General features: G+C 66.1%; 12 protein-coding genes, 2 tRNA genes and 1 riboswitch. Of the genes, 12 read left to right on the plus strand and 2 right to left on the minus strand.

Going from position 1 to position 16,650, the window contains the following annotated elements:
• Positions 1-6: 6 nt before the first annotated feature.
• The 3 genes from ABNW52_RS06185 to ABNW52_RS06195 all read left to right on the plus strand — a co-directional run bounded on the left by ABNW52_RS06185 (position 7) and on the right by ABNW52_RS06195 (position 2,435).
• A complete protein-coding gene (locus ABNW52_RS06185; RefSeq protein ID WP_349585484.1) occupies positions 7-834 on the plus strand; it encodes an FTR1 family iron permease in 828 nt (275 codons plus the stop codon).
• A complete protein-coding gene (locus ABNW52_RS06190; RefSeq protein ID WP_349585486.1) occupies positions 831-2,231 on the plus strand; it encodes a 4Fe-4S binding protein in 1,401 nt (466 codons plus the stop codon). The genes ABNW52_RS06185 and ABNW52_RS06190 overlap by 4 nt, the downstream gene beginning before the upstream one ends.
• A gap of 119 nt (positions 2,232-2,350) precedes the next feature.
• Positions 2,351-2,435, plus strand: a tRNA-Tyr gene (locus ABNW52_RS06195).
• A gap of 56 nt (positions 2,436-2,491) precedes the next feature.
• Here the strand turns inward: ABNW52_RS06195 and corA are convergent.
• Entirely contained in the window at positions 2,492-3,463 is a 972-nt protein-coding gene (gene corA / locus ABNW52_RS06200) for a magnesium/cobalt transporter CorA (protein WP_349585488.1), read from the minus strand.
• 288 nt (positions 3,464-3,751) lie between these two features.
• On the opposite strand from corA, the gene ABNW52_RS06205 reads away from it, so the two are divergent.
• The 3 genes from ABNW52_RS06205 to ABNW52_RS06215 all read left to right on the plus strand — a co-directional run bounded on the left by ABNW52_RS06205 (position 3,752) and on the right by ABNW52_RS06215 (position 6,956).
• Positions 3,752-5,593, plus strand: a complete 1,842-nt coding sequence (locus ABNW52_RS06205; RefSeq protein ID WP_349585490.1) for an ABC transporter transmembrane domain-containing protein — start codon at positions 3,752-3,754, stop codon at positions 5,591-5,593.
• Positions 5,569-6,579: a nucleoid-associated protein gene (locus ABNW52_RS06210; RefSeq protein ID WP_349585492.1), complete on the plus strand. Its 1,011-nt coding sequence runs from the start codon at positions 5,569-5,571 to the stop codon at positions 6,577-6,579. Before ABNW52_RS06205 ends, ABNW52_RS06210 begins: the two co-directional genes overlap by 25 nt.
• Positions 6,580-6,880: 301 nt before the next feature.
• Positions 6,881-6,956 (plus strand) — tRNA-Thr (locus ABNW52_RS06215).
• Between the two features lie 146 nt (positions 6,957-7,102).
• On the opposite strand, the gene katG is transcribed toward ABNW52_RS06215, so the two are convergent.
• A complete protein-coding gene (gene katG / locus ABNW52_RS06220; protein ID WP_349585494.1) occupies positions 7,103-9,310 on the minus strand; it encodes a catalase/peroxidase HPI in 2,208 nt (735 codons plus the stop codon).
• A 407-nt stretch (positions 9,311-9,717) separates the two neighbouring features.
• Positions 9,718-9,814, plus strand: a riboswitch (TPP riboswitch).
• A 54-nt stretch (positions 9,815-9,868) separates the two neighbouring features.
• Between katG and ABNW52_RS06225 the strand changes: the two genes are divergently transcribed.
• The 6 genes from ABNW52_RS06225 to ABNW52_RS06250 all read left to right on the plus strand — a co-directional run bounded on the left by ABNW52_RS06225 (position 9,869) and on the right by ABNW52_RS06250 (position 16,619).
• Positions 9,869-10,885, plus strand: a complete 1,017-nt coding sequence (locus ABNW52_RS06225) for a thiamine ABC transporter substrate-binding protein (protein ID WP_349585495.1) — start codon at positions 9,869-9,871, stop codon at positions 10,883-10,885.
• A 10-nt stretch (positions 10,886-10,895) separates the two neighbouring features.
• A complete protein-coding gene (locus ABNW52_RS06230; RefSeq protein WP_349585500.1) occupies positions 10,896-11,474 on the plus strand; it encodes a GNAT family N-acetyltransferase in 579 nt (192 codons plus the stop codon).
• Positions 11,471-13,003 (plus strand): ABC transporter permease, encoded by a 1,533-nt coding sequence (locus tag ABNW52_RS06235; RefSeq protein ID WP_349585502.1) that lies wholly within the window; start codon positions 11,471-11,473, stop codon positions 13,001-13,003. The genes ABNW52_RS06230 and ABNW52_RS06235 overlap by 4 nt, the downstream gene beginning before the upstream one ends.
• Positions 12,990-13,976, plus strand: a complete 987-nt coding sequence (locus ABNW52_RS06240; protein WP_349585504.1) for an ABC transporter ATP-binding protein — start codon at positions 12,990-12,992, stop codon at positions 13,974-13,976. Before ABNW52_RS06235 ends, ABNW52_RS06240 begins: the two co-directional genes overlap by 14 nt.
• A 4-nt stretch (positions 13,977-13,980) precedes the next feature.
• On the plus strand, positions 13,981-14,568 hold the full coding sequence (locus tag ABNW52_RS06245; protein ID WP_349585506.1) for a D-sedoheptulose-7-phosphate isomerase: 588 nt from the start codon (positions 13,981-13,983) through the stop codon (positions 14,566-14,568).
• Between the two features lie 350 nt (positions 14,569-14,918).
• Positions 14,919-16,619 carry a methyl-accepting chemotaxis protein gene (locus ABNW52_RS06250; protein ID WP_349585507.1) on the plus strand — a complete coding sequence of 567 codons (1,701 nt, stop codon included), beginning with the start codon at positions 14,919-14,921 and terminating at the stop codon, positions 16,617-16,619.
• Positions 16,620-16,650 lie beyond the last annotated feature (31 nt).

The following is a 16,650-nucleotide window of genomic DNA, read 5'->3' on the forward strand; positions in this document are numbered from 1 at the left end:
CCGGCCATGGGGCAGGTGCTGTTTATTGTCTGGCGTGAAAGCGTGGAGGCGATGCTGGTGATCGGCATCCTGCACGCCTGGATGTCGCACAACCCACAGGCCGCCGGCGGCAAGCGCTGGCTGTGGGGCGGGGTAGCGCTGGGGCTGGTGTTGGCCGCGGTGCTGGCGGTGGGGCTGTTTGCCGCTGCCGAACTGATGGGTGCCCACCAGGACGCCTTCCAGGCCGGCATGGTGTTTGTGGCGGCGGCGTTGATCGTGCACATGGTGCTGTGGATGCGTGCGCACGGTCGCACGCTCAAGCGGGAACTGGAATCCGGCATGGCGGCGCGCGCCGAGCGCAACAACTGGTGGGGCGTGCTGGCGCTGGTGGCCATTGCCGTGGCGCGCGAAGGCAGCGAGGCGGTGGTGTTCCTGTACAGCATGCTGGCTGGGGCGCAAGGTGCCGCGCTGGGCTGGATGGCGTTTGGCGGCGTGGTCGGCTTTGTGCTGGCGCTGCTCACCTTCTGGCTGTTGCAGCTGGGTGGCAAGCTGCTGTCGTGGCGGCTGTTCTTCCGCGTCACCGAAATCATGCTGTTGCTGCTGGCGGCCGCCTTGCTGGTCAGCGGCGTGGAGCGGCTGATGTCGATGGAGCTGCTGCCGCCGCTGGTGGATCCGCTGTGGGACAGCTCGGCGCTGCTGGATGACATGAGCCCGCTGGGTAACGTGCTGGCGGTGTTGACCGGTTATCGCGCTCATCCGGCGCTCACCAGCGTGCTGGCCTATGCCGGCTACTGGCTGGGCATGCTGCTGCTGTTGCGCTGGCGCAGCCCGCGTCAGCAAAGGTTGGCCGCATGAGCTGTAGCGTATCCGGCGTGCGCCCGGCAGGGCGTCTGGCGATGGTGGGTGACTGGCTGCGCGGGCATGCCGGGCTGATCCGTCTGTTGCAATGGCTGGTGGTGCTGGTGTATGCGGTGCTGCTGATCGTGCCGGCGCTGTTGCCGCTGCCGGACGAAACCGCCCACGTGTGGAATCACATCACCGTACTGGCCGAGTTCGCTTTCTGGGGCATCTGGTGGCCGTTCGTGCTGCTGTCCATGCTGCTGTTCGGCCGGCTGTGGTGCGGCGTGCTGTGCCCGGAAGGCGCGCTGGCGGAGTGGGCGGCGCGGCGTGGCAAGGGGCGGCCGATTCCGCGCTGGATGCGCTGGGGTGGCTGGCCGTTTGTCGCCTTCGTCTGTACCACCGTGTATGGCCAGATGGTCAGCGTCTACCAGTATCCCAAGGCGGCGTTGCTGGTGTTGGGCGGCTCAACGTTGGCCGCAGTGGCGGTGGGCTACTGGTACACCCGCGGCAAGCGCGCCTGGTGCCGTTACCTGTGCCCGGTCAACGGTGTGTTCGCGCTGCTGTCCAAGCTGGCGCCAGTGCACTTCCGTGTCAGTGAGTCGGCGTGGCAGGCATCGGTGGCCAACAAGCGTGCCATCCCGATCAAGGCGGTGGATTGCGCGCCATTGCAGCCCATCCGCCAGATGCAGGGTGCCAGCGGCTGCCACATGTGCGGCCGCTGCAGCAGTCACCGCGATGCGGTGGCGCTGGCCTGGCGTTCTCCATCGGACGAGGTGGTGCGGCTGGGGGCCAGCCAGGCCGATGGCTGGCAAACGCTGCTGATCGTGTTCGGTCTGCTGGGCGTGGCCATCGGCGCCTTCCACTGGAGCGCCAGTCCGTGGTTTGTCGCCATCAAACAGGCGCTGGCCGAATGGCTGATCGACCGCGAATGGTTCTGGCCGCTGGAGACCGATGCGCCGTGGTGGCTGTTTACCCACTACCCGGAAAAGAACGACGTATTCAGCTGGCTGGATGGCGGCCTGCTGCTGGCCTATATCGGCGTCACCGCGCTGGTACTGGGGCTGGTCAGCTCGCTGCTGCTGGCACTGGCGGTGCGCATGGGCGGGCGCTGGCAGTGGCAGCGCCTGCATCACCTGGCGCAGGCGCTGATTCCGCTGGCCGGCTGCGGCGTGTTCCTGGGGTTGACCGCGGTGACGCTGACCCTGCTGCGCGGCGAGGGCGTGTACTGGCACTGGATCAACGATCTGCGTCTGGCGCTGCTGCTGGCGGCCAACCTGTGGTCGATGTGGCTGGCGCAGGGCATCGTGCGGCAATGGTGCCGCGGCTGGCGGGTGCTGCCGTCGCTGCTGGCGTTTGCCGCCGTGCTGGCCTGGGTGGATAGCGCCTGGGGCTGGCTGTTCTGGTGGTGGTAACCATTTGGCATGGTTTTGATTTTTCTGCGTATTTCTTGGATTAGAAAAAGAATTGCAGGAAAATGGCAACTAACGGTTGACGCAGGGGCGGCACATCGCTAAGATTCGCCTCCTCTTCTGGCGGGATTCCCGAGCGGTCAAAGGGATCAGACTGTAAATCTGACGGTTCTGCCTTCGAAGGTTCGAATCCTTCTCCCGCCACCAGAATAAAAAAACCCCGTGTCATGCGACACGGGGTTTTTGCATTCTGCGGCCAACCTTTACAGCCAGCCGGATTTCTTGAAGCGCCACCACAGCACCACGTCCAGCGCCGCCATCACCAGCAGGGTCAGCGGGTAGCCGTCGCTGCTTTTCAGTTCCGGCATATTGTCGAAGTTCATCCCGTAGATGCCGGCGATCATGGTCGGCACCGCAAACAGCGCCGCCCAGGCCGCCAGCTGCTTGCTGACGCTGGAATCGTCCAGCGAGATCATCGCCAGGTTGACCTGGATGGCGGTGGACAGCATGTCGCGCTGCGATTCCAGGCTGCGGATGATGCGCGCCAGGTGGTCGTCCACATCGCGGTAGTAATCGTGCAGCCCGCCGCACACCCGCGGCACCCGCCCGCCGTGCAGGCGGCCCACCACTTCGTGCAGCGGCACCACGGCGTGGCTGACGGTGACCAGCTTGCGCTTCAGTGCGTACAGATCCTCGATATTGCGCCGCGCCGAGCTCTTGCGGTTGAACAGTCGTTCTTCCAGCTCGTCCAGCTCGTCTTCCAGCTGGTGCATGATGGCAAAGTAGCGATCGACGATGGCGTCGATCAGCGCGTAGAACACGAAGCCGGCGCCGATCTGCAGCAGGTCCGGTTCCTGTTCGCAGCGGTCGCGCACACTCTGGAAGCCCTTACGGGTGTTGTTGCGGATCGACAGCACGAAGTTGGGGCCGACGAAGATATCCACTTCGCCCACGTACAGCTCGCCGGCGTCGTTGTGCTGCAGGGTCTGCAGCACGCAGAACAGCACGTCGCCGTACTCTTCCAGCTTGGGACGCTGGTGGCCGTTGCGTGCGTCCTCCACTGCCAGTTCGTGCAGGTCGAACTGCACCGCCATGGCCTCCAGTTCTTCCGGCGCCGGGTCGCGCAGGGCCACCCACACAAAGCTGTCCGGGCGTAGCAGGTAGTCGTGGATTTCCTCCTGCTGCAGGTCGGCCAGCTTCTGGCCGTTCTGGTAGGCAACGCAGTTGATCAGCATGCTTGTCTCTCCCGCTGGGCCGCCTCGTGGCGGCGCCTGTTGTTGTGTTGTGTCCGGCTGCGTTGGCCGCAGCGGCGGCGGGCCAGCCGGGTGCTTGACACGGTGCCGGGCGCTGCCATGCTGCCGCGATATTGCTGCCGAACGCAAGCACCGCCACGGGCGGCGGGCCTCGGTGCCGCGTGTGGGCGCGGCAGGCCGGCGGCATGCGGCCAACCTGTGGCGCCGCGCTGGCTTGAAATCGGCCCGGCCGGGGCCATGTTGATGGCTTGAACCTTGTCTGGAGCTGCGGTGATCAAGCCTACCCTGTTACAACGCCTCACTCCGTTGTCCGGTCTGTTGCCCTTCATGCGGCCGTACCGCGGCCGCTTCGTGCTGGCGGCCATCGCGCTGCTGGTGGCAGCTGGCGCCACGCTGCTGCTGCCGGTGGCATTCCGCTACCTGATCGACCACGCCTTTGTGCAGCGCCAGGCGGTGGACGGCTATTTTCTGGCGCTGTTCGCGCTGGCGGCGTTGCTGGCCATCTTTACCGCGCTGCGCTTCTATCTGGTGTCGTGGCTGGGCGAGCGCGTCACCGCCGACCTGCGCAGCGCGGTGTACCGCCATGTGATTGCCATGAGCCCGGAATACTTCGAGACGCTGCAGACTGGCGAGGTGTTGTCGCGGCTGACCACCGACACCACCCTGGTGCAGACCGTGGTGGGCACCAGCCTGTCGATGGGGCTGCGCAATGTGCTGCTGATGCTGGGTGGCTTGGTGATGCTGGCGGTGACCAGCCCCAGTCTCACCGGCTACATCCTGATCACGCTGGCGGTGGTGGTGCTGCCTATCCTGGTGTTTGGCCGCCGCGTGCGGGCACTGTCGCGCGCTAGCCAGGACCGCATCGCCGATTCCAGCGCCATGGCCGGCGAAACCCTGAACGCGGTGCAGACAGTGCAGGCGTTTGCGCAGGAGGGGTGCGAGGTTGGCCGCTTCGAGGCCTCGGTGGAAACCAGCTTCGGCACCGCGCTGGCACGCATCCGCGCCCGCAGCCAGCTGACTGCCATCGTCATCCTACTGATCTTCGGCGCCATCGTGTTCGTGCTGTGGCTGGGTGCGCACGCGGTACTGGCCGGGCAGATGAGCAGCGGCCAGCTGGCGCAGTTCATCCTGTATGCGGTGGTCACCGCCGGGGCCATCGGCGCGGTGGCCGAAGTGTGGGGCGACCTGCAACGTGCCGCCGGCGCCACCGAACGCCTGCTGACACTGCTGTCCCATCATTCGCCGGTGACGCCGCCGCTGCAGCCGCAATCATTGCCGATCACCGGCGACGGCATCCGCTTGAGCGGCGTGGGCTTTGCCTACCCGTCACGGCCGAACAGCCGCTCGCTGGATGGCATCGAGCTGCATGTCCACCCGGGCGAGCAGGTGGCGCTGGTGGGGCCGTCCGGCGCCGGCAAGACCACCTTGTTCCAGCTGCTGCTGCGCTTTTACGACCCGCAAGTTGGCCGCATCACCCTCAATGGCGTGGATATCGCCACGCTGGACCCGGCGGTGCTGCGCCGCCATATCGGCATCGTGCTGCAAGACACGGTGATCTTTGCCACCAGCGCGCTGGAGAACATCCGTTACGGCCGGCCAGAGGCAAGCGACGAAGAGGTGATGGCCGCCGCCCGCGCCGCTGCGGCGCACGATTTCATCGAAAAACTGCCGCAGGGCTACCACAGCTTTCTCGGCGAGCGCGGCGTGCGGCTGTCCGGCGGCCAGCGCCAGCGCATCGCCATCGCCCGCGCCATTCTGAAGAACCCGCCGATCCTGCTGCTGGACGAAGCCACCAGCGCGCTGGACGCCGAATCCGAGCAGCTGGTGCAGGCGGCACTGGAGCGCGCCGCCGCCAACCGCACCACACTGGTGATCGCCCACCGCCTGGCTACGGTGAAGCAGGCCGACCGCATTATCGTGCTGGACGGCGGCCGCATCGTGGCCGAAGGCCGTCATGACGAACTGCTGGCCAGCTCGCCGCTGTACGCCAGACTGGCCGCCTTGCAGTTTGGCGCTGCGGCCAACCTTGTTGCCGGCGCGGCGGGCGGCGATAATCGCGCCTCAACTGAAACGGAGCAAGACACAGCATGCAGATCAGCGAAGCCCGAGTAGAACGACTGGTGATCCACCGCGTGGGCAACCCCAACCGCGGCGAGCCCTTGCAGTTGTCCGGCAAGGCCATCGGCGTGGACGAGGCGGTGTCGGCGCTGATTCTGGACGGTTACCTGAAGGGCATCGTCTCGGACAAGAAGAAGTTCCAGTTCGTGCACGAGACCGACCTCAATCTCAACGAGCTGTACCACTACAGCCGCCAGTTCTTCCGCGGCGAACTGGACCTGCTGGCCTTGTCGCAGAACATCGCCAAGCACCTGTACGCGCGCTCGCAGCACCCCAATATCGCCGCCGGCGACCTGCTGATCATCCTGTTCTCCGGCCTGGGTGAAGCCGACGCGCCGCAGCGCGCGCTGGGCATTTTCAAGGCCGAGATCCAGGAGGACTTCCTCACCATCGTGGAAAGCGGCGAGGTGTTCGACATCAGCCACGCCTCCGGCATCAATCCGCGCCTGATCGACAAGGGCGCGCTGCTGCTGGAAAGCGGTCCCACGCTGTACGCGGTGGACCGGCTGGGGCACGAGGCCAAGTTCTGGGTGGATGACTTCCTGCGCGCGCTGCGCGTGCCGGACAGCAACTCCACCAGCAAGCTGGTGGCCGAGGTGATCGAGCAGGTGGCGGAGGAAATTGCCGACCCGGCCGCGCAGCTGCGTTTCCGCGACGAAGTGCTGAGCCACTGTAAGGCCGAGCCGGAAGTGTCGCCGCGTGACATGGCCGATATGGCCGAGCGCTACGTGCCGGCGGGCGAGGTGAACCGGCTGTTCGACAACGCGGCGGAAAGCTACGGCTTTTCGCTGCAGAGCGAGGCCCCGCTGCCGGCGCAGGGTGTGGCCAAGCGGCTGGAGAAGTTCTGGAGCAAGGTGGGGGTAGGGCATGGTGTCAGCCTGCTGCTGCCATCCGACCTGAGCCTGCAGAACGTGCAGAGCGTGAAGGGCGACAACGGCGAACTGACGCTGACGCTGCATCTGCTGCAACGCGACGAGTAAGCCTGCCGCCGCTCCGCAATGCCTAAGGCCGCTGCCACCGGACAGCGGCCTTGTTGTTGGCGCCGGGGCCGGCGGCTGGTGGTGTGGCGGTGCCAAATTCAGGCACTGGGTGTGTTGCTTGCTGCCGTGCGGCCAACGTGTTCACGCCGATTCTGCTGGCGTAACGACGTTGGCGACGGTCCTGACCACGTCACCTACCCAGCGCGGCGCCACGGTTGTTTTGTAAAAACAGCCAATTGGCGTAAACAATTAAAAAAAGCTTGCTAAAGCAGTAAGTATTGTCTATTATCCGTCGCCTAACGCCGGTGTAGCTCAGTTGGTAGAGCACCTGACTTGTAATCAGGGGGTCGCGAGTTCGATTCCTGCCGCCGGCACCAAATACCAAACAGGACCTTGTCTTTGACAAGGTCCTGTTTGCATTGGGCGTCGACTTTAGCTGGGGCGCGACTGCAGCGCTGCTGGCAAAAAAACAGGGCAAACCGTGAGGTTTGCCCTGTGGCACGTTGGCCGCACGCGGCGCGGATCAGGCCAGGTCGAAACGGTCCAGGTTCATCACCTTGTTCCAGGCGGCGACAAAGTCGGTGACGAACTTCTGCTGTGCATCGTTGCTGGCATATACCTCCGCCAGCGCCCGCAGCTGCGAGTTGGAGCCGAACAGCAGGTCAACCACCGTCGCCGTCCATTTCAGCTCGCCGCTGGCGCGGTCGCGCCCTTCCAGTACGCCGTTGGTGGCGGATTTCTGCCACTTGGTACCCATGTCGAGCAGGTTGACGAAAAAATCGTTGCTCAGGGTTTCCGGGCGTTTGGTCAGCACGCCGTGCTGGCTGTGGCTGCTGTTGGCATTCAGCGCGCGCAGGCCGCCGACCAGCACGGTCATTTCCGGGGCGCTCAGCGTCAGCAGTTGGGCCTTGTCGAGCAGCAGCTCGCCGACGACGCTTTCCAGCCCTGGCGCCGCGTAGTTGCGGAAGCCATCCGCCTTCGGCTCCAGCACCTGGAACGATTCCACGTCGGTCTGCTCGGCACTGGCATCCATGCGGCCGGGGGCGAAGGGCACGCTGACCGGCTGTCCGGCCTTGCTGGCAGCGGCCTCGATCGCCGCGCCACCGGCCAGCACGATCAGGTCGGCCAGCGAGATTTTCTTGCCGCCGGTAGCGCTGGCGTTGAACTCCTGCTGGATCGCGGCCAACGTTTGCAGTACCTGCGCCAATTGCGCCGGCTGGTTCACCGCCCAGTCCTTCTGCGGGGCCAGGCGGATGCGCGCACCGTTGGCGCCGCCGCGCTTGTCGCTGCCGCGGAAGGTGGCGGCCGAGGCCCAGGCGGTGGTCACCAGCTGAGCGATGCTCAGGCCGGAAGCCAGTACCTTGCTCTTCAGCGCGGCAATATCCTGTGCGTCGACCAAGGCGTGATCCACGGCGGGGATCGGGTCTTGCCAGATCAGCTCCTCTTTCGGCACCAGCTTGCCCAGGTAGCGGGCGCGCGGGCCCATGTCGCGGTGGGTGAGCTTGAACCAGGCGCGGGCGAAGGCGTCGGCAAACGCCTGCGGGTCCTGGTGGAAGCGGCGGGCGATCGGCTCGTAGATAGGGTCGAAGCGCAGCGACAGGTCGGCGGTGGTCATCATCGGCGGGTGTTTTTGGCTCGGGTCGTGCGCGTCCGGGATCATGTCTTCCGGTCTGACGTCCTTGGCCACCCACTGGTGCGCGCCGGCCGGGCTCTTGGTCAGCTGCCATTCATAGCCGAACAGGGTGTCGAAGTAGCCGTTGTCCCAGGTGGTGGGATTGGGTTTCCACGCGCCTTCGATGCCGCTGGTGGTGGTGTCCACGCCCTTGCCGCTGCCAAGCTTGTTGATCCAGCCAAGGCCCATTTCCTCGATCGGTGCCGCTTCCGGTTCCGGGCCGACCAGTGCCGGGTCGCCGGCGCCGTGCGCCTTGCCGAAGGTGTGGCCGCCAGCCACCAGGGCCACGGTTTCTTCGTCGTTCATCGCCATGCGGGCGAAGGTTTCGCGCACGTCGCGGCCAGAGGCCACCGGGTCCGGGTTGCCGTCCGGGCCTTCCGGGTTGACGTAAATCAGGCCCATCTGCACCGCCGCCAGCGGGTTTTCCAGTTGGCGATCGCCGGAGTAACGGCTGTCCGGCTGGTCGCTGGTGGCCAGCCAGGTTTTTTCCATGCCCCAGTAGACGTCTTCTTCCGGTGCCCAGATGTCCGGACGGCCGCCGCCGAAGCCGAAGGTCTTGAAGCCCATCGATTCCAGTGCCACGTTGCCGGCGAGGATGAACAGGTCCGCCCACGACAGCTTGCGGCCGTATTTCTGCTTGATCGGCCACAGCAGGCGGCGCGCCTTGTCCAGATTGCCGTTGTCCGGCCAGCTGTTGAGTGGCGCGAAGCGCTGGTTGCCGCTGCCGGCGCCACCGCGGCCATCGGCGATGCGATAGGTGCCGGCGGCGTGCCAGGCCATGCGGATCATCAGGCCGCCGTAATGGCCCCAGTCGGCGGGCCACCAGTCTTGCGAGTCGGTCATCAGTGCGTGCAGATCCTGAACCACGGCATCCAGGTCCAGGGTCTTGAATTCGGCGGCGTAGTCGAACGCCGCACCCATCGGGTCGGATTCGGTGCCGTGCTGATGCAGGATGCTCAGCTTGAGCTGGTTCGGCCACCAGTCGGCATTGGACTGGCTGCCGGCCACGCTCTGCGGGGCGGCGCTACCGGCAAACGGGCATTTGGCTGCTGTGGACATGGGTATCTCCTATTGTGGTTTGTGTCGGCATGACGGCGCCGGGCCGGCGTGCAGGCGATGTGTGACGAGCTGATTGGCTTACTGGCCGCCGGCTGGCATTGGTTGCCGGTGGCGCTTGGGTAGGTGCGGCGTGGCTGGCGCTACTGCAGCCAGACTAGATTGGCCCAGATGTCATCCAGCATGACGCGGCTAGGCAGGAAGCGTTTCATGGCGTGTGCTCCGTAGGTGATGACTGCAGTATGGTATTGGCTTATAAATTTGTTAAATTGATTGTTGTTAATTGATTGTTTGCGTTTGGCTATGGCTGCTTCACGTGATAGTCCATGACGGCGGCAAAGGCAAAACCCGGCTGGCCGTGGTGCTTGCGGCCAACTTTGAGCATCGCGACGCAGACGCTATACTCGCGGCTCGATCACCGGGGGTGCCTGCCAGGCGGCGGGCTGAGACATACCCCAGAACCTGATCTGGGTCATACCAGCGGAGGGAGCGTGATGCGCGGCCCGGCCGCGTCCCGCTTCTTTTTTTGGTGCGCGCCATTACCAAAAGAGGATGTCTGCAATGTTCAAGAAAACTGTTTTGCTGCTGGCACTGGCCGGCGCTTCCCTGACTACCCTGGCCGGCGAGCTGCGCGTGCTGACGCATAGCTCCTTCAGCCTGCCCAAGGACAAGCTGGCCGAGTTCGAGAAACAGGCCGGCGTGAAGCTGTCCATCATCAAGGCCGGCGATGCCGGCGAGATGCTTAACAAGCTGATCCTGACCCGCGGCAACCCGATTGCCGACGTGGTGTACGGCATCGACAACACCCTGATCGGCAAGGCCAATGCCGCCGGCGTGCTGGAGCCGACCAGCAGCAAGGTTGGCCGCAGCGTGACCGGCATCAGCCTGCCGGGCGCGGTGGCGGTGGACTACGGCTACGTGAACCTGAACATCGACAAGGCCTGGTTTGCCAAGCAGAAGCTGGCGCTGCCGACCAGCCTGGATGATCTGGCCAAGCCGGCCTACAAGGACCTGCTGGTGGTGGAAAACCCGGCCACCTCCAGCCCGGGGCTGGCTTTCCTGCTGGCTACCATCGCCGGCAAGGGCGAGGCGGGCGCTTTCCAGTGGTGGGCCAAGCTGCGTGACAACGGCGTAAAAGTGGCCAAGGGCTGGAGCGAGGCTTACTACACCGATTTCAGCCGCAATGGCGGCGCGCGCCCCATCGTGGTGAGCTACGCCACCAGCCCGGCGGCCGAGGTGTTCTACAGCAAGGAAAAACTGAGCGAAGCGCCGACCGCCAACCTGCTGCTGCAAGGCGGCGTGTTCCAGCAGATCGAAGGCGTGGCCAAGGTAAAAGGCGGCAAGGAGCCGCAAGCGGCGCAGGCGTTTGTGGACTTCATGCGTGGCAATGCGGCGCAGCAGGCGCTGCCGACCGAGATGTGGATGTACCCGGCAGTGGCCGGCGTCAGCCTGGACCCGGTGTTCAAGCATGCGCAGCAGCCGCAGGCCGCCAGCAATCCCAAGCTGGATGCCATGCAGCACAAGACCGCCGGCTGGGTCAGCCGCTGGACCCGCGTAGTACTGAAGTCCGGTAACTGAGCCCGACGCCATGTTTGCGGCCAACCTTGCGCCCGAGCGTAGTGCCTGCGCCGACATCCTCAGCCCGCGCCTGATCCTGCGGCATCTGGATGCCGAAGTGCTGCGCCTGGGCTGCAATGGCCGCCATGCCGAGGCGGGTGCCCGGCTGGGCGCCGCGTTGCCGGCCGACTGGCTGGGCGAGCAGGCGCTGATGGCGCTACGGCTGGCGGACATGCTGGCCGACAGCGCCTACGCGCCGTGGTCGCTGCGCGCCATGCTGTGTCGCCGCAGCGGCCGCATGCTGGGGCATATCGGCTTTCACAGCATGCCCGGCCCGGAGTATCTGCACCCGCTGGCGCCGGGCGCGGTGGAGCTGGGCTACACCGTGTTTACCGCGCACCGCTGCCAAGGCTACGCCGCCGAGGCGCTGGCAACCTTGCTGCACTGGGCGCTGCGTAGCCATGGCCAGCAGCGCTTCGTGCTGTCGATCGCGCCGGACAACGCCGCCTCGCTGGCGTTGGCGCGGCGCTTCGGTTTTGCCCAGGTTGGCCGCTGGTTCGATCCGCAGGACGGCGACGAGCTGGTGTACCTGCTGGAGCACGGCGCATGAGCTGGCTGCTGCGCGGCAGCCTGGCCTTGCTGCCGCTGTTGTTCCTCGCCGCCATGGTGGCGGCGCCGCTGACGCGGCTGCTGTGGGAGGGCGGCAGCGCCTTCAACCCGGCCTTGCTGCACGACGACTACCTGCAATGGCGGCTGCTGTGGTCGCTGTTGCAGGCATTAATCAGTTGCCTGCTGTGCCAGCTGATCGGCCTGCCGCTGGCCTGGACGCTGGCGCGCTATGACTTTCCCGGCCGCGGCCTGCTGCTGCGCTTGCTGCTGTTGCCGTTCGTGATGCCGACGCTGGTGGCCGGTCTCGGCGTGCTGGCGCTGTTCGGCCCGCATGGCGTGGCTGGCATCAATCTGCAGGACACGCCGTGGCTGCTGCTGTACGGCAACCTGTTCTACAACCTGCCGTTGCTGGTGCGGGCCGGGGTGGATGGCCTGTCGCAGGTGCCGGCCAGCCGCCTGCTGGTGGCGCGCACGCTGGGTGCCACGCCGTGGCGCACCTTCTGGCGGGTGGAGTGGCCGGTGGTGCGGCCGTGGCTGGCGTCCGCGCTGTGCCTGATTTTCCTGTACTGCTTTGCCGGTTTCGGCCTGGCGTTGCTGCTCGGCGGGCAGCGCTATGCCACGGTGGAAGTGGAAATCTACTCGCTGGTGGCGTACGAGCTGAACCTGGCCGACGCCGGTGCATTGGCCTTGCTGGCGCTGGCGGTGGGTGCGCTGGCGGCCGGCGGCTATGCACTGATCGAGCGCCGGCTGGTGAAGGACAGCCGCCCCGGCCCCACGCTGTGCCAGCGGCCGCAAGGTTGGCCGCAGTGGCTGCAACTGGCCGCCACTCTGCTGCTGCTGGCGCTGTTCGCCGCCGCCCCCCTGCTGGCGATCGTGCTGCGCGCGCTGCAGGCGGATGCGGCCAGCTGGCAGGCATTGTGGGATGGCGAAGTGCTGGCCGCCATCGGCAATACGCTGCAGTTTTCCGGCGCCGCGGTGTTGCTGGCGCTGGCGCTGGGGCTGGCGCACGGCATTGCCGCCGCGCGCTGGTGGTGGCTGCGGGCGCTGAGCTTTTTGCCGTTCATGGTGTCGCCGGTGATGCTGGCCTTTGGCCTGCTGCTGCTGTACCCGCAGTACGGCGCCAGCCTGTGGCTGCTGGTGGCGGCCTATGCCTTGCTGGCGTACCCGTTTGTCGCCAAGGCGGTGGCCGGGGCGCTGGCCAGCCTGTCGCCCACCTTGCCGGCGGCGGCGCGCACGCTGGGCGCCACCCGCTGGCGCGCCTTCTGGCGTGTCAGCCTGCCGTTGATTCGCCCGGCGCTGCGCCGCGGGCTGGCATTTGCCGCCGCCACCGCGGTAGGCGAGTTCGCGGTGACGCTGTTTCTGTCGCGCCCGGAATGGACCACGCTGACCACGCTGATCTACCAGCGGCTGGGGCGCCCCGGTGCGGCCAACCTGGAGCAGGCGCTGCTGCTGACCTGTCTGCTGCTGGCGTTTGCGCTGCTGGCGTTTTTGATCATTGAATGGCCGGAGAAAAATCGTGCTGCAGATTGACGGGCTGACTCTGGCCTTTCGCCAGCGCCGCGTGCTGGAAGCGGTGTCGCTGCAAGTGGCCGCCGGCGAGACGCTGGCGCTGCTGGGGCCGTCCGGCGCCGGCAAATCCAGCCTGTTGGCGGTGCTGGCCGGTTTGCAGCGGCCGCAGGGCGGCAGTGTGCGGCTGAACGGCCGCGATTTGTTGACGCTGCCACCGGAACAGCGGCAGCTGGCGATGATGTTCCAGGACCATGCGCTGTTTCCGCATCTGGATGCTGCGGCCAACGTAGCCTTCGGTCTGATCGAGCGCGGCACGCCACGGCGCGAGGCGCGGCAGCAGGCCGAGGCGATGCTGGCGGCGGTAGGGCTGGCCGATCGTGGCCGTGCCGCCTGCCACACCCTGTCCGGCGGCGAGCGGCAGCGGGTGGCGCTGGCGCGCGCGCTGGTGTGCCGGCCGCAACTGCTGTTGCTGGACGAGCCGTTTTCCAGCCTGGATACCGACCTCAAGCAGCAGCTGCTGGCCGATGTGGCGCAGCATCTGGCCGGCTTGCAGGTGCCGGCTTTGCTGGTGACGCATGACCGCCACGAGGCGTTTACCCTGGCGCAGCGGGTGGCCATTTTGCAGCATGGCCGCATCGTGCAGCAGGGCACGCCGGCCCAGATTCTGGCGCGGCCAGCCAGTAGCTGGGTGGCGCGCTTTGTCGGCTTTCATAATGTGTTCGAACAATATGCCATCCCGCCGCAGGCCTTTGTGCTGGGCGCCGCGCAGCCGCAGCGTGCCATCGTGGCAGTGGCGCCGCAGGCCGATGGCTGGCAGGTGACGGTGGCCGGCGATGGCGCGCCGTGGCAGCTGTTGCTCAGCGCCCGCGAGCTGGCCGGCGGCCCGCCGCCGCAGCCGGGCGGCAAGCTGGCGGTCGGGCTTCGGCCGGAAGAGCTACTGCGCTGGCCGCTTGAGGCGGGTACAATGCCCGCCCATCAAGATCAACAAGGCTGACATCATGAAACCGCATATCGTTGCCACCCTGACCGAAGCGCGCAGTGCCCTGGATGCGCTGCTGTCCAACCCGCAAGCGCTGGCCGCCATCGATGCCGCCGGCGATGCGCTGGTGACGGCGTATCAGCATGGCAAGCGGGTGTTCAGCTGCGGTAATGGTGGCTCCATGTGCGATGCCATGCACTTTGCCGAGGAACTGTCCGGCCGCTACCGCAACGACCGCCGCGCGCTGCCGGCGGCCAGCATCAGCGATCCGAGCCACATCAGCTGCGTCGGCAACGATTACGGCTACGAGGCGATCTTCTCGCGCTATCTGGAAGCGCACGCCGGCGCCGGCGATGTGCTGCTGGCGATCAGCACCAGTGGCAGCAGCAAGAACGTGCTGGCGGCGGTGAAGGCAGCCAAGGAAATGGGCATGGTGGTGGTGGCACTGACCGGTCGCCCCGGCTCGGTGATCGGCCAGCTGGCGGACATCGACGTGTGCACCCCGGGCGGCCAGTACGCCGACCGCGTGCAGGAGCTGCACATCAAGGTGATCCACATCCTGATCGAATCGGTAGAGCGCGCGCTGTTCCCGCAGAACTACGCCTGAGCACGACAACCGCCGTTACAAACAGCCCGCCGCGTGCGGGCTGTTTCGTTTTTTGTTACATGTCGTTCGGGTAAAGTGTTGGCAGGAATTCGCAGTGTGACCGTGCCGTGACAGCCGTTGCCGCCATTTTCTGCCCGTCGGCTGGACAGATGGTAACGGTATCGACAGTTTAAACGGAATGACGTGGCACAGTATGGTGCTGGGCGGTACAGGGCGGCAAAAGCGGCGGCTAGGTGCAACTACCTAATGGCATTTTATTGCATTGACATGGTTTGGCGGCGCGGCTAAGTAACAAGTGGAATTTATTGCAGTTTCCGTTATTCAATCCCACCGTAAACGGAGCAATCCACATGATCCGCCCACTTACCATCGGCCAGCGTCTTGGCCTGTTACTGGCACTGCTGCTGCTGATTGCCGCCACCCTTGGCGGCTTTGGCATGTATGTGCAAAACCGCATTCTTGCCGATTATTCCAGCACCTACCACGACCGCGTGGTGCCCTTGCAGCAGCTCAAGCAAGTGGCGGACGGCTACGCGGTCAGCATCGTCGATGCCGCGCACAAGCTGCGTGCCGGTGCCATCAGCCGCGATAGTTTTCTGCAAAACCTGGCTAGCGCTCGCAGCACCATAGACCAACAATGGCAGGCCTACCGCAGCACCTTGCTTACCGCAGAAGAACAAAAACTGGTGGCCGAGACCGAGCAGGCGATGCAGCTGGCCAATGCCGGCGTCGGTCAGCTGCAGCAGCTGGCACAGGCAGACGACCGCGCCGGCCTGCAGCAATTCAACGACAGCAAACTGTACCCGGCGCTGGACCCGGTGTCCGGCCGCATCGCCGCGCTGATCGCACTGCAGCTGCGGGTGGCGGCCGAGCAATACGACACAGCCGCAGCGGCGGCGCAGCGCAGCGCGCAGCTGTCGATGCTGCTGATGGCGCTGGGCCTGCTGCTGGGCGCCGGCATGGGCTGGCACATCATTCGCCAGCTGCTGCGCCAGCTGGGCGGCGAGCCGGCCGACGTGGTGCAACTGGCGCAGCGCATTGCTGCCGGTGATCTGGGGCAGTCGCTACCGGTGCGCCAGGGCGACAACAATAGCGTGGTGGCGTCGATGGCGGCGATGCAGGGCGCCTTGTGCCGGCTGGTGCAGAACCTGGAGCAGGTGATCGCCCGGCTGTCGGTCAATGCCACCGAGTTGGCCGCTTCCTCCGAGCAGGTGGCGGTGTCCGCCGAAGAGCAGACCCGCTCGGCAGCGGCGATGTCCGCCTCGGTAGAGCAGCTGTCGGTGAGTATTGCCTCGGTCAGTGACAACACCCAGGACGTGGCGCGCGATGCCGACAGCGCCGGCAAGCTGGCGGGCGAGGGCGAGCAGATCATCGCCGGCACGCTGCAGACCATCCAGCAAGTCAGCCAGCAGGTGCGGGAATCGCAGCAGCAGGCCAATCTGCTGGGTAGTAAATCACAACAGATTTCCGGCGTGGTGGAGGTGATTCGCGACGTGGCCGAGCAGACCAATCTGCTGGCCTTGAATGCCGCCATTGAGGCGGCGCGCGCCGGCGAGGCCGGGCGCGGCTTTGCCGTGGTGGCGGACGAGGTGCGCAAGCTGTCGGAGCGCACCGCGCAGTCCACCAGCCAGATCAGCGGCATCATTGCCGAGATGCTGACCAGCAGCCAGCAGGTGGTCGGCGGCATTCACCAGACCGTGACACAGATGGCCACCGGGCTAGAGCAGACGCAGCAGGCGCGTGCGGCGATGGCCGGCATCAGTGGCAACGTTGGCCGCATCAATCAGGCGATCCAGGCAGTATCGGTGGCGCTGGCGCAGCAGCAGGCGGCCGGGGGCAGCATTGCCGGCAATGTGGAGCAGGTGGCGCAGATGACCGAGGAAACCAGCACCGCCGCGACACAGACGGCGGTGTCCGCCGGCCAGCTGGAGCAGATGGCGCACGAGCTGAAGGCGGCAATCGCCTTCTTTACCCTGCCGCCTGCCACGGCACATTCCGCCGCCGGCAGCCAGCCGCTTGGCCGGCTACTGCCACAAGCGCAGCCGGCCTGAGCCGGCGGCCGCTAAAGCAACGGGCCCACCG

The sequence above is a fragment of the Vogesella oryzagri genome (assembly GCF_040148885.1).
Lineage (GTDB): Bacteria > Pseudomonadota > Gammaproteobacteria > Burkholderiales > Chromobacteriaceae > Vogesella > Vogesella oryzagri.

What these genes read in the sequence shown, in the direction of transcription:
- ABNW52_RS06210 (WP_349585492.1), top strand. Translation starts at nt 5,569, where the DNA reads ATGCAGATCAGCGAAGCCCGAGTAGAACGACTGGTGATCCACCGCGTG.
- corA (WP_349585488.1), bottom strand. Translation starts at nt 3,463, where the DNA reads ATGCTGATCAACTGCGTTGCCTACCAGAACGGCCAGAAGCTGGCCGAC.
- ABNW52_RS06190 (WP_349585486.1), top strand. Translation starts at nt 831, where the DNA reads ATGAGCTGTAGCGTATCCGGCGTGCGCCCGGCAGGGCGTCTGGCGATG.
- ABNW52_RS06230 (WP_349585500.1), top strand. Translation starts at nt 10,896, where the DNA reads ATGTTTGCGGCCAACCTTGCGCCCGAGCGTAGTGCCTGCGCCGACATC.
- ABNW52_RS06225 (WP_349585495.1), top strand. Translation starts at nt 9,869, where the DNA reads ATGTTCAAGAAAACTGTTTTGCTGCTGGCACTGGCCGGCGCTTCCCTG.
- katG (WP_349585494.1), bottom strand. Translation starts at nt 9,310, where the DNA reads ATGTCCACAGCAGCCAAATGCCCGTTTGCCGGTAGCGCCGCCCCGCAG.
- ABNW52_RS06245 (WP_349585506.1), top strand. Translation starts at nt 13,981, where the DNA reads ATGAAACCGCATATCGTTGCCACCCTGACCGAAGCGCGCAGTGCCCTG.
- ABNW52_RS06185 (WP_349585484.1), top strand. Translation starts at nt 7, where the DNA reads ATGGGGCAGGTGCTGTTTATTGTCTGGCGTGAAAGCGTGGAGGCGATG.
- ABNW52_RS06235 (WP_349585502.1), top strand. Translation starts at nt 11,471, where the DNA reads ATGAGCTGGCTGCTGCGCGGCAGCCTGGCCTTGCTGCCGCTGTTGTTC.
- ABNW52_RS06250 (WP_349585507.1), top strand. Translation starts at nt 14,919, where the DNA reads ATGATCCGCCCACTTACCATCGGCCAGCGTCTTGGCCTGTTACTGGCA.